This window comes from Anaeromicropila herbilytica (genome assembly GCF_016591975.1).
GTDB classification, from domain to species: Bacteria; Bacillota; Clostridia; order Lachnospirales; family Lachnospiraceae; genus Anaeromicropila; species Anaeromicropila herbilytica.
Map to the genome: position 1 here is coordinate 4,884,499 of NZ_AP024169.1, position 13,404 is coordinate 4,897,902.

Consider the following 13,404-nt stretch of genomic DNA (forward strand, 5'->3'; position numbering starts at 1 on the left):
TATACTTGCCACCGCTACGAATATTTATGGCGCCTGGAAACTGACAACCTCTGGCGGATGCACACGAGCAAATCTCGGTGCATTGATACTGTAAAAGGCTTTTAATAAATTATTGAATTTATATTTCTTTATTGACTCTCTAACTATATATTATAGGTTGAACTCTTCATTTCAGAATATTATACTTGAATTAAGCATATAAGACTACCTAAATTTAATATATATAATTTAGGCAGAGAAATAATTTTCTCTCTTCAATCTATTAAGAGCTCGTCTTATTAATATATTCCATATTCATGAACCACTGTATTATTTTACATAACATCTATTGAGCTTCTACAAAATATCCGATATAATAAATATAACATAGAAACTATTTCACGTAATTAAATAACACAAAGGAAGGTGATAACTATGTCAGCATCTAATATATCCTCTAATCTAACCAAAACATATGAGCAACTATCGAGTATGAAGAAGCTGAATAGAGCAGCCGATAACGCTGCGGGACTAGTTATATCAGAAGCACTAAAAAGCCAATCAAATGGCTATTCAGCTGGATATAACAACATCCAATCAGGTAAAGATCTATTAAATGTAGCCGATGGAGGTCTTTCTAGCATTCAAGACAATTTGCAAAGAATTCGAGAATTAAGTGTAAAAGCATCCAACGGTACATATAGTTATGATGATAAGCAAGCAATGCAAGATGAGATTGATCAATTAAAGTCTGGAATTCAAGATGCCGCAAAAGGTACTGAATACAATACCAAAAAATTATTAGACGGAAGCATGGCAGATATGAATCTTGCGATGAATCCTGATGGAACTGGCATGAAGATTCAACTTGATAATTCTACTTTAGAATCTTTGGGAATAAAAGACTTTTCTGTAATGGGAAAATTTGATATCTCAGATATTGATGAAGCAATTAAGAAAGTATCAACTAGCCGTTCTAAGATAGGAGCTACAACAAGTCGTCTTGAATATGCTTCAAATAATAATACAAATACAAGCCTTAATCTAACAGGCGCTGTTAGTAATATTGAAGATCTTGACGTAGGAAAATCTGTTTCAGACATGCAAAAAGAAAAGGTATTAGAAGAATATCGTATGTTTGCGCAATCCGCTAAGATGAAACAAGAAGTAAGTAATGTTAATAAATTACTTGGAATAACTCAGTAATTCTGTTACCTTAAAAATACATTGAGCTCTCGAATAGGTCGCACTTTGATGATTCTTGAGCTCTAATGTAATCGTATCTTCCTCAAATATTACTTTAAGTTCTTCCATCTCATATTCATACTCACTTGTATAACTTCTTACTAATCTAGGTGAATATACCCATTTGCTTCCCTCTTTATTCTGAACTTCCACTTGATTCGTTATTGTTACAATTTCTTTTACTGTTCCATCTTGTTTAAAAACTAGAGAATTTTGATCGGCATGAATTCCAATAGCATTAATATTAAAAGCTTTCATATCACCAATCAAAGTAGGTATTATAAAAGCTTTTTTAGGTTCAATACTTTGTAGCTCCCCAGTCTCATATAGAGAGTATCCTATATTCGTGGCAATCTTTCCGTATATAGTCTCTAATTCTATCGTTTGTTTTCTCCATAATGTTACACTTTTTATGTTCTGAGAAGGATAAAAATGAATTGAGATTACTTTCGCCTGTATGCTATGGTTCTGATACGTAATAGGTACCTCAACTGCTAATTCATACTCCTCCTCTTCACTCCAATAACCACTTAACTTACCGTTTAAGGGAAAGATTCTAAGGATTCCTCCCTCTTGATGAAAAGTAATTAGTTCTGCTGGAACAATACCAATTGATGTTCTAATATCCGTTTGCTGATCTAAATATATGCTTTTTAGAATTCCATTCTGGTAAAAAGATAGTGATTTTCCATACTTTGTTCGAATAGTAGGCTCGCCATACTTTGGTACAAGCGTTCCATAATCTGTTGTTAATTCATTATATTCGTCTAACATGCATTCCTTTAGCATACCGTTATCATAGAATGTGGCGCATGATATTCCTTTTAACAAGCCATATTTTGAATTATAATCTCCCATACTTATACCTATTGCATATCCCAATTTCTCTAAGATACGGCCACACATTAAACGAGTGATAGAATCCATATGTGGCATCCTTTCTTAATCTAATTTTCTTTCACTCTTATCATCCTTGTTTCACACTTCCTTTATAACTATGAGATTATCACAACAAGGAAGATTCAAGAATCACATACACAATGCGTAATTGTTATCATGAGCTTATTTGCATTATATGGTTCTATCTCATATTGAAGATTTCTATTCTTTAACTCTGAATCTATCCATGGCATTACATGATCGCAAAGTATCTTCAATTCATAGAATACTGTTTTTGATAAAAATGGAAGAATGGCCTTCTTCGATGATATTTCTGGATATGTATTCTTTAGTTCCATAAAATCCAAGAAGTAAACTCCTTCTTCATTCACCATCTGAGGTCCTTGATATAGTTCCTTCGGATTTCTCTGTATTTTATTGATTTCTATTTCCCTTTTTAGTTGATCATTAAGAATTTGATCTAGTATACTATCTGAGTATTCATCTGCCTCACACATCACAAATCCGTTCCTGTCAAGAATATGAAAGGCAACCCCAGTAATCATAGTTCCAAGTATTATTTTGCAATCTTTTAACTTTGTAATCATTCTTTGAATGCTCTCTTGAATATCTTTTACCGAGTTACACTCTATTTTGAAATCCTGAATTACTTCCTTTCTACTCCATTCTCCGTTTATCCGATGAAATATTACTAGTTTATCCAAATCATCCAATGATGTTAACGACTCTTCATGACCTAATAAAACCGCAATTTCCTCTAGCATAGTTCTCCTCCTACCCCTTTTCAATTCTTTCTTATACGACACCTCTTCTTATCCCCTCCCCTAATGCAACAATAGATGCTTTACCTCTTTTTCCACTTCATTAATCTGTTGTTTCGTCATTGCATATTCAAAGATTGCCTCGCTGGCTTTAATATATTGATAAAAATTACAATTCCCGCTTCTTTCTCCAATTCCAAATAAAGTACAGTCAATATATTCAGCACCGGCTTTCGCTCCTTCCATTGAATTGGCAGCAGCCATACCGAGGTCATTATGAACGTGAATCTCAATCGGAACTCTTGTATGTTCATGCAATTCCTTAACAATCTCATGCGTTCGGTTAGGAGTTAATACACCTACAGTATCCGCTAATCTAATAGTTGTTACGCCAGCCTTTTCAAGCATCATAGCCATGTTGATCATAAACCCAATATCCGCTCTTGAAGCATCCTCGAATCCTACAGTTACTTTAACTCCTCCCTTCTTAGCTACTTCAACACATTCCAAAATACTTTTTTGTACCCATGATTTATTTTTCTTTAACTTATGGTAGATTTGTACATAAGAAACTGGTGCTCCTATATGAATAATATCTGGTGAACAGGCTATTGATTCTCTAACATCCTCTTTCCTCATTCGACTCCATACAGAGATTAAGGAGTGTTTGCGATTCTCAATAATCTTAGCAATACTATCCCTTTCTAATCTACCAATACATGGCGTCCCTGCTTCTATCTCATATACTTTTAGACGATCAAGAAGGCTTGCAATCTTTAGTTTATCTTCTGGTCTAAGTGCAATGTATGGACTTTGTTCTCCATCTCTTAGTGTTGTATCAACAATTGCTTTTTTAATTTTCATATCCACACACTTCCTTCACCAATTGAATAAATTCCTCTTTCGACAAGCTTCTACGTTCCATGGTACAGACTTCTTGTATTTTTAATAAGATCTGATCCACCATATATTCTTCTGGTATCCTGATTTGATACTCAGTACATTTTAAAAGAATTGCTTTTTTACCTGAATGTTTACCTATTATAATTTCTGTCTTTCCACCCACTATTTTAGGATCATATGGTTCATAATTCACTGGATTCTTAACAATTCCATCTGCGTGAATTCCTGCCTCTACCTTAAAAATATCCTCTCCTATGATTGGCTTTTTCTTTGCTATTACTTCACCTGTTATTTTACTATATAAGTGGGTTAGGTCTTTTAGATCTTGTAATTCTTTATTCGGCTTATGTCGAACTGCTAACCTTAAGGCTAATAGCACCTCTTCCGTAGCAGCTTTATTTCCATGACCTGCAAAGCTAGTCATAACCTGATTTCCACCACTTACAACCCACTGTACTGCCAATGCACTTGCACATCCATATGTATTCTCAGGGCAGAATAAAATCTGACTCTTTGGAAGAGCTTTCTTAATTTCTATCATCTCTTGCTCATAGTTGTAGCATAATAAATCATCAAGTCCTACAATACAGACTTCCTCTAGATTCTTATAAGTTCTAAGCGATATAATTTCTCGAATATCATTTATTTGAATCTTACTGATCATACCAATCTCGCAATCTGCATGATGCAAAATATATCGATAGAACCCTCCATACTTTAACTTCTCCGCTTGAACTTCTATTCGAAGATAGAATTTCACTCTCAATTCTTCTGGAAGGTACTCCATTCTTTGATAGATTGGAATTGACATTTCAATTGCATCAACTCCAACCTTATCAAGCAATCTACAAAAGTTATGTAAATCATCTTTTGATGGAAGATGATTATCTATTGTAGTTAACGTTGTATCTATTATTTTAATCATCATACCACCTCCAGTTAAGACCTTTGACTCTCTAATCCTTAAATGTTAGAGTCAAAAGCCTTATTTTAGTGTACTGAGTGTATATCGCTGTATAATTATGAATTTTGGCTACCTTTCCCTCAGGCATCATATTTTTTACAAGCCTCAGGACTAGTGAAAATACTCACTCACGTTCCTATTTTCACTATGAGTCTTGACAAAACATAAACGATACCTTCGGCCGGACTACGCCAAAATTAATAATTATACATCAATATACACAATGTAAGTTATAAAAGGCTTTTGACCGCAACAACATTCCAATAGAAAATAATAAAACTAGATCGTCAAATCTTTTACAATATTTCCACCTTCAATATGCTCTTCTACAATACGTTCCACATCCTCTGGGGTAACATTCCCGTACCAAGTCCCTTCTGGATAGATCACTACAATTGGCCCTTTATCACAGATGCCAAAACAACCTGTATTGGTAACCATTACTTCACTTGACAAATCCCTATCATCAATTTCCTCCATAAATCTCTGAATAATAGAAACTGCTTCTTTGGAATAACAGAATCCCTTCTGTCCTCCATTAATTCTGCAACTGGTGCATACAAATATATGATATTTTGGACTTACCATTCCTTAACCTCCTTCTTTTTATTTCAGTATTTCAGATGCTGCTAATATCACTGCATCTTCAATTCGATCATATGTAGTAAAAATACGTATTCCTTTTTCTTCAAGCTTTTTAGATGGTGCTTCTCCAATTCTCATCGCTATAACTCCATCACAATCCGATATTGTATTAACAATCATACTAATCTTATCGTTTTCGCCACATTCTTCATTACCAGTACAATACTTATTAATATTACGTTTTTCCTTGAATACCGGAGAACCATTGGTATATTCATAAATGTATAGTTCCGATACCTGCCCAAAATGTTGATCCACTATCATACCACTTTTCGTAGCTGCTGCAAATCGTAGCAACTTACTTTTATGACAAGTTTGCAACTCTTGTATTACTTCTTCTTTGCTGCCACACTTGCCCTTACATGAAGAGAATTCTATAGATCTATCATTTCCTAATGTACCAATCGCATCGGCACGGCATTGTTTGCAGTGATACATCTGACTCATCGTTTCTCCACAAGTTTTTCTCATATCCATTATTTCTTTATTACTCACAAGTGGGAGGTCTTGGAATGCGCTCCCTTTCACTGGAATCAACTGCATAATGTTCGTAATTGTTCCACCAAGTTCTTTCACTTTCTTCACAACTTCTGGTATATGTTTCTCGTTAATTCCTTTTAACATTACAATATTAACTTTGCAGATAATTCCCTTATCTGTTAATAGCTTAATTCCTGCCATTTGATTTGCCATTAATATACTTGCGGCCTGCTCCCCCTTGTACTTTACTCCCATGTATTCAACGTACTTATAAACTTGAGCACCAATTGTAGGATCAATTGCATTCATTGTAACCGTTACATGTGATACCCCCAGTTCTACTAATTCATTTGCATACACTGGCAGCATTAAACCGTTCGTTGATATACAAAAAGTAATATCCGGATTGCTTTCTTTAATTAACTGTAACGTTTTCTTTGTTTCTTCAAAGTTTGCTAATGCATCTCCTGGTCCAGCAATTCCTACAACAGAAATATTCGGAACCTGTTTATCTACTTCTAAATATCTTTCATATGCTTCCTCTGGCGATAAAACCTCAGTTGTTACTCCAGGTCTACTTTCATTTGGACAGTCATATTTTCTTAAGCAATAATTACAACTAATATTACATTTAGGAGCAACTGGTAGATGAACTCTTGCATAATCACTTGCACCACTATTAAAGCAAGGATGTGTTTTTGTTTTCTGTTCTATTGTGTTCTTCGTACTTGTATCCATTTTCAACATATTGCTCCCTTCTTTCCCTCTATCCTTCAATTGAATATTTGTTATATGCTTCCTATTCTTAATCTTATTGAAGACTCTATTCTCAAGGTAATTCTGACTTTGATACTTTATCTTTTCTCCTTTATAATATTTCTCATATAATGCTCTACGAAAACTACTCTCTGTTTTGGCAAGCAATGTATTGGTTATCTCATCAAGAAATGTCAAAGTACCTTCATACCCTAATGTTAATAGTCTCTGACCCCCGATTCGATCATGTATTGGAAAGCTCCTTCTTACTAACGAAATATGAAGATTCTCTTCTATCCTTCTTGCATCTGAATTACCAATCAGTAGATTTGCTCCCCACTTTTTTGCATATTTCTCAATTATCTGAAAATCAACATCGTCAAGAATCTCATATTGTTCTACAAAAGCACTTTCAGCTACTTGCTTTACTTCCTCTTGCAATTTTTCTTTTAACTCTGGACATTTTGAGCCCGTTGCCACTAGAATCGGAACAATTCCATTCTCAGCACATAATCGAACCGTTCCGTATACAAAGTCTGGCTCGCCAAAGACCACTGCTCTTCCAACACTGTTATACTTATGAGAGTCAATCATAGCATCCAGATACCGTTCTCTTTGAGTACTTACCTCTTCTGACAGATTCTTACCTGACAAATATTTAAGTTCCTTTATTAATGCATCAATATCTCTTAAGCTCATTGGGAGATTTAATTTTTTATAAGGTATTTGATACTCTCTATATAAATACTCTGCAGGTGAATTCTCCTTATTCGTAAAAGTTGATAATTCTAAGGTATACCTTGCACCACCCATCATGGCAATCTCCTCTATACTCGCTCCTTTGGAGGGTAACCTATCATAATTCTTATGATATCCACTATCCAGATTCTCTGATAAGTCTGGAAGCAAAATATAATCAATCTCAAAGTGTTCTAATAAATTTTTTAAATATCTCGTATCCCCTGGACTGATTGGACCAGTAATAATATTTACTTTGTGATTCTTCTCACTCTTTCTTACTATTGTTTTAACAACTTGAAAAAGTGCCTTAAAAAAGCCTTCAAATTGTGTTCCCTGATATCCTGCTGTTGGCACAGATATGATTGGAATATTCCTATATTCGGGATTCTCTTCATAAAAATTATCAATGATTCTTGGAACATCTTCCCCAATTGTCTCAGCTAAACATGTTGTTGACACCCCAATTACTTCTGGTGAATATAGATTAATTAAATTCTTAAGACCTTTTTTCAAATTCTCTTCTCCACCATATACAGTACCTTCCTCAGTTAGCGAAGAAGAAGCAATATCAACTGGCTCATTATAGTGCGTTGCCATATGTCTTCTAATATATGTGCTACATCCTTGTGATCCATGTAATATGGACATACATTTTTTGATTCCATATAACGCCATAACTGATCCCATTGGCATACACATCTTACAAGGATTTACGTTCAAATTCACTAATGTCTGCTCCATATTATCTCCTATCTGCCTAGTTATAAGGCTCTTCCACCAAGAATTAAATGACTATAATTTAATTACAACTATCTACTATTACTCTTCCTCTAGCTCATGAATATATTCCCATACTGGACTATTCATACTTTCATTAATTTCTTTGGTAAAATTAATGACTCCTTCAAATCCTGCTAAAGGATGCTTTCTCTCATGATTATGGTCACAAAAAGCGATTCCTAACTTATATGCAAGTGGTCGTTCTTTAACACCGCCTACTAGAATATCTGCTCCCTTTTCTTTCATAAAGGTTTCTAACTCTGCGGGATTCGCATCATCTAGAATAATAGTATCTTTCTTAACAATACTTTCGATTACTTCATAATCATCTTTCTTACCTGTCTGAGTTCCAACTACTACTGTTTCCATGCCAAGAGAATGAAATTGCCGAATCAAAGAAATTGCTTTGAAACCTCCACCTACATAGATAGCCGCTTTCTTACCCATAAGTCTCTTCTTGTATTGACTTAGAAAATGTTCCAACCTTGCAGTCTCTTCTCTGGTAAATGCAACGGCCTTTTCTTTGGCTTTTTCATTTCCCATGGCCTCTGCGATTCGAATTAAGGAATTGGTGGTATCTTCTATTCCAAAAAAACTGACCTTAATATATGGAATTCCAAGTTCCTCCTCCATTCGATTTGCTAGATAGGTACTTGAACCTGCACACTGTACAATATTAAGAGTTGCTGTAGGTGCTTTGATAAGGCTTTCATAACTAGAATCCCCTGTAAAGGTTGAGATAACTGGGATTCCTATCTTCCTTAAGTACTCCTTTATAATCCAGATCTCACCAGCTAAATTAAAATCTCCTAAGATGTTCACACCTACCTGTTTTTTTGTAGCTAAATTTCCCTTTATTAATTCCATTAATGCATTGCAAGCCATTTTGTATCCAACCGATTTATTACCAGAGAACCCAGGTGACTTTACTGGTATTACGTTGATATGGTATTTTTCACTCATGGATTTACATACTGCATTTACATCATCGCCTATAACTCCTACAATGCAGGTTGCATATACAAAGATTAATTTTGGCGAGTACTTCTCTATAACTTCTTCAATCGCCTTCGTCAACTTTTTCTCTCCTCCAAAGATGACATCCTGCTCTCTTAAGTCTGTAGAAAAGCTATTGCGATAGATCTCTTCACCGCTTGAGAGACTACCTCGTATATCCCAGGTATAACTTGCGCATCCAATGGGCCCATGCACAATGTGAAAGGCATCTGTAATAGGATTTAACACAACTCTAGCACCGCAATACACGCAAGCTCTTTGGCTAACTGCTCCTGAGACACTATTGGTATCGCAGCGAATACCGCTACCTCCACAGCCTTCTCTGTCATATCGTATAAAGTCTTTTCTTTCCTCTAATACACCAGTGACTAGCTCCATAATGCTCCCCCTTTCTTTACAGCATAATAAAAAAGCAAAAAAAGGTACGATGACTGCTTCGTCACCATACCTTTAACTTTTTTATTGATTGGTTTGCTCTTTGTTCTTATATACATTTACATATCTTTCTTTTACAATACCATCTCGAAATCTTCTTCTGCATCATCTCGATCTTTACGGTCTAGAATTGCATTACAGATTAATTCCGCAAGTCTCATAGCACCTTTATATCCTACGATAGGCATATAGGAATGAATATAGCGATCAATGATTGGGAAGCCAGCACGAACTAATGGAATGTCTTCTGCTCTTGCAATATGCTTACCATGAGTGCCACCAATAAGTAGATCAACTTTCTCATTCTTAATCCATTGATGTAATAAGAATAGATCCCCTGCTTCTTTGGCTTTGTAGTCTTCAACGCCATATTTGGCATATAATTCTTTCGCTCTTGTCTCGAATAAGATTCCAGGTGTACCTGTTACAATATACTTTGGAATCATACCAAGCTCTAATACAAATTCTGCAATTCCAAGTACGGTATCAGGATCTCCATAGATAGCACAAGTTTTATTATAAGTATATGGATGAATGTCAATCATGATGTCAACCAACTGACCTCTTTCTTCCTCTAATTCATATGGTACTTCTTCGCTTGAAAATTCTTGCAATGCCATAACATATGCATCTGTTTCTGCTACCCCAATTGGAAGTGGTAATGTCTTATATGGTACATTACATTTTTTCTTTAATGTCTCTGCTGGGGATTCTGATGTTAATTCTCCTAGTGCAATGGTTAAGTTGGTATCTCCTAACTCTATGATATCTTCCACTTTAGTTCCGCCAGCTGGATACATTGTAAAAGTTCCTGTCATTGGGCTATCCATAACTCCGCTCGTGTCCGGAAGCACGATGAATGGAACTTTCATAAGACTAGCAATTTTCTTCATCTCACGCATATCTCCAGGGTTGGTGAAACCTGGTATTATTGTTACTTTCCCATTTTTCTTCCCTGTTGACTTTGCTAAATAATGAATGAATCCTGACACCATGTTGCTAAATCCAGTAATATGTGAGCCCTTATAACTTGGTGTATTGGTGTGTACCATATACTTTCCTTCTGGAATATCAATGTCCTGAATAATTGCATTAAGATCATCACCAATTGTCTCACTTAAGCAAGTTGTATGCACCGCAATAATGTCCGGCTTATAGATGTCAAATATATTCTTTGCTGCGGTCTTAAGATTACTTCCACCACCGAATACAGACGCACCTTCTGTAAAGGAACTTGAGGAAGCCATTGCTGGATCTTTAAAATGTCTGGTTAAGAACATTCTATGAAAAGCACAACATCCTTGCGAACCATGACTATGAGGTAAACATTTATGAACACCAAGTGCTGCATACATAGCACCAACTGGTTGACAAGTCTTTGCTGGATTCACTCTAAGCGCTTCTCGCGGTTTTATTTCCTTGGTTGTATAATCTAACATTATGCTTCACCTCCTAAAGTACCCACTAATGTAGGAGTTGTTTTCCATGGAGCTTTCGTAAGTCCCCATGCTGGAGTATAGATTCCCATTGTGATATCTCTTGCAAAGTTTACAGCACCACGAAATCCTGCATATGGACCACTGTAATCATAAGAATGTAACTGACGTGATAGAACACCTGATTTTTGTGCAACAAATTTATCTTTTATACCAGAAAAGAAGATATCTGGTTTTAATAACCTTATAAACTCTTCTGTTTCAAAATGATTCAAGTCATCGACCATGTAAGTTCCATCCTTCATATCTTTTACCATACCGCCATAATATCCTAAGAAGTTCTCCTCTTTTAAGCGGTTTACTTCCTCTTCTGGGAGATATAGATGGTATTTTTCTTGATCTGGTTCTACTGTTATTGATTCAATATTCTTACTGTCTGCGTCTGGCTTAATCGTTGGTATAACTTCTCGACCTTCATATTCATCTCTGTGACCGAATTCGTAACCAGCTAGTAGAGTGGTGATTCCAAGATCATTAAGTAGAAGTTGATAATGATGGGCTCTTGAACCTCCAACGTATAGAACGGCCTTTTTTCCTTTTAGTTTGCTTTTATAGTATTCCATATCGTCTTCAATTAAGTTAATTTCATCAGCAATGACATCTTCAGTTCTAGCCGTCATCTCTGGATCGTTAAAGAATTTTGCAATATCACGAAGCGTCTTTATTGTTGCTTCTACACCAACAAAATTGCCTTTTAACCATGAAACACCATATTTCGTCTCTAGCATCTCTGCAATATAGTTAATGGAACGGTGGCATTGTACAATACTTAGATTTGCCTTATGCGCATTCTTTAGATCTTCTATACTACTATCTCCAGTAAATACAGATACAACCTCATAACCTATTCTCTTTAGAATACGTTCTGTCTCCCAGCCGTCACCACCAATGTTATATTCCCCTAATATATTAACGGAAAATTTGCTCTTAGGCTCTCTATCCCCTTCACCAATTACAAATCTCATCAACTGGTTATTGGCAATATGGTGACCCGCGGACTGGCTTACCCCTTTATAACCTTCACAACTGAATGCAATACACTTGATTCCATATTCTGTTTCTGCCCATCTAGCTACTGCATGAATATCATCACCAATCAGACCTACTGGACAGGTGGAACAGATGAATATCGTAGAAGGATGAAAGATATCCATTGCTTCTTCAATTGCTTTCTTTAACTTCTTTTCTCCCCCGAATACGATATCTGCTTCTTGCATATCTGTTGAAAAACAATATTGTAGATAATGATCTGTATCTTCTACTTTTTTAGCCTTATGTCTTCTTGTTCCCCATGCATAGAAGGAGCATCCAATTGGACCATGCACAATCTGAACTGCATCTTTAATTGGTCCAAGTACAACGCCTTTACATCCAGCATAACAACATCCTCTATGTGTCATGATACCTGGAACTGCACGAACATTGGCTGTAATCATGTTATTATTATCATTATTATTAACTTCAACCATATGCTCTTTACGGTTTTTATACACTCTAGAACTATAATTCTCTAATACTTGCTCTTTCGCACTCATTGTTGTCACCTCCTATATCATTATTTTTAATATGCTTCCAATGTACTCTCCCCTGTACGCACCTTATAAGATTCGTAAATAGGAAGTACAAAGATCTTACCATCTCCAGGATTACCAGTAGAATTGGCATCCATGATAACATCAACCACTTTATTTACATCATCATCTTCAACGATCAAGGTAAATACTCTCTTCGGAATTAGCCTAGCCGACTCAGTTAAGTATTCCCCAACCGGTGACACTGGTACTTCGCCTGCATCAACAATGGAAGTAAGAAGAGACATATCAATTAACTTCTTTCCTCTTCCTAATACCTTTCTACAAGTAAAGGAAGGATATCCAGCGCTTGCTAATGCTTCCTTGGTTTGATTCACTTTATTCAAACGAACAATCGCCATAACTTCTTTCATCTGATTACACGCCCTTTCTCGGATTATAATCCCTTTGTCTTTGTACTAATGGTATAAGCTTCTTCGACTGGGCTGACAAAGATTCTACCATCGCCAAAGTTACCGTTTTCTCCAGTTCTAGCGTATTTCATAATGATTTTAATTACATCCTCTTTATCCGAATCTTCGACTACCATTAACAACATTTCTTTTGGAATCTCATCATAATAGATATCTCCGACTTTTACCCCTTTTTGTTTGCCCCTGCCGAATACATCCATCTTCGTTACTGCTGGATAGCCAGCAGATAATAACTCAGATAACACTACACCCGTCTTTTCTGGTCTGATAATAGATCTTACTAATAACATATGGTAA

General features: G+C 35.7%; 12 protein-coding genes. 1 reads left to right on the top strand and 11 read right to left on the bottom strand.

The window, feature by feature from the left end; translation table 11 throughout:
• The first annotated feature begins 414 nt into the window (after window positions 1-414).
• Window positions 415-1,185: a flagellin gene (locus bsdtb5_RS20815; protein WP_271713864.1), complete on the top strand. Its 771-nt coding sequence runs from the start codon at window positions 415-417 to the stop codon at window positions 1,183-1,185.
• Here bsdtb5_RS20815 and bsdtb5_RS20820 read toward each other — a convergent pair.
• The 11 genes from bsdtb5_RS20820 to bsdtb5_RS20870 form a co-directional block, all read right to left on the bottom strand.
• Complete coding sequence (locus bsdtb5_RS20820; protein WP_271713865.1) at window positions 1,165-2,151, bottom strand: hypothetical protein; 987 nt, start codon at window positions 2,149-2,151, stop codon at window positions 1,165-1,167. The two genes, bsdtb5_RS20815 and bsdtb5_RS20820, sit on opposite strands and share 21 nt — an antisense overlap.
• 95 nt (window positions 2,152-2,246) lie before the next feature.
• Entirely contained in the window at window positions 2,247-2,888 is a 642-nt protein-coding gene (locus tag bsdtb5_RS20825; protein ID WP_271713866.1) for a Fe-only nitrogenase accessory AnfO family protein, read from the bottom strand.
• 60 nt (window positions 2,889-2,948) lie between these two features.
• Window positions 2,949-3,749 (bottom strand): beta/alpha barrel domain-containing protein, encoded by an 801-nt coding sequence (locus bsdtb5_RS20830; RefSeq protein ID WP_271713867.1) that lies wholly within the window; start codon window positions 3,747-3,749, stop codon window positions 2,949-2,951.
• The gene (locus bsdtb5_RS20835) at window positions 3,739-4,716 is read right to left on the bottom strand and encodes a homocitrate synthase/isopropylmalate synthase family protein (protein ID WP_271713868.1); all 978 of its coding nucleotides are present in this window, start codon (window positions 4,714-4,716) and stop codon (window positions 3,739-3,741) included. The genes bsdtb5_RS20830 and bsdtb5_RS20835 overlap by 11 nt, the downstream gene beginning before the upstream one ends.
• Before the next feature lie 315 nt (window positions 4,717-5,031).
• A complete protein-coding gene (locus bsdtb5_RS20840) occupies window positions 5,032-5,340 on the bottom strand; it encodes a 2Fe-2S ferredoxin (protein ID WP_271713869.1) in 309 nt (102 codons plus the stop codon).
• An 18-nt stretch (window positions 5,341-5,358) separates the two neighbouring features.
• On the bottom strand, window positions 5,359-8,115 hold the full coding sequence (nifB, locus tag bsdtb5_RS20845) for a nitrogenase cofactor biosynthesis protein NifB (RefSeq protein ID WP_271713870.1): 2,757 nt from the start codon (window positions 8,113-8,115) through the stop codon (window positions 5,359-5,361).
• Between the two features lie 78 nt (window positions 8,116-8,193).
• Window positions 8,194-9,549, bottom strand: a complete 1,356-nt coding sequence (nifE, locus tag bsdtb5_RS20850; RefSeq protein WP_271713871.1) for a nitrogenase iron-molybdenum cofactor biosynthesis protein NifE — start codon at window positions 9,547-9,549, stop codon at window positions 8,194-8,196.
• A 131-nt stretch (window positions 9,550-9,680) separates the two neighbouring features.
• Window positions 9,681-11,045, bottom strand: a complete 1,365-nt coding sequence (locus tag bsdtb5_RS20855; RefSeq protein WP_271713872.1) for a nitrogenase component 1 — start codon at window positions 11,043-11,045, stop codon at window positions 9,681-9,683.
• Complete coding sequence (gene nifD, locus bsdtb5_RS20860; RefSeq protein WP_271713873.1) at window positions 11,045-12,637, bottom strand: nitrogenase molybdenum-iron protein alpha chain; 1,593 nt, start codon at window positions 12,635-12,637, stop codon at window positions 11,045-11,047. Before nifD ends, bsdtb5_RS20855 begins: the two co-directional genes overlap by 1 nt.
• 26 nt (window positions 12,638-12,663) lie before the next feature.
• Complete coding sequence (locus bsdtb5_RS20865; protein WP_271713874.1) at window positions 12,664-13,047, bottom strand: P-II family nitrogen regulator; 384 nt, start codon at window positions 13,045-13,047, stop codon at window positions 12,664-12,666.
• Between the two features lie 23 nt (window positions 13,048-13,070).
• Complete coding sequence (locus tag bsdtb5_RS20870) at window positions 13,071-13,397, bottom strand: P-II family nitrogen regulator (RefSeq protein ID WP_271713875.1); 327 nt, start codon at window positions 13,395-13,397, stop codon at window positions 13,071-13,073.
• Window positions 13,398-13,404: the final 7 nt, after the last annotated feature.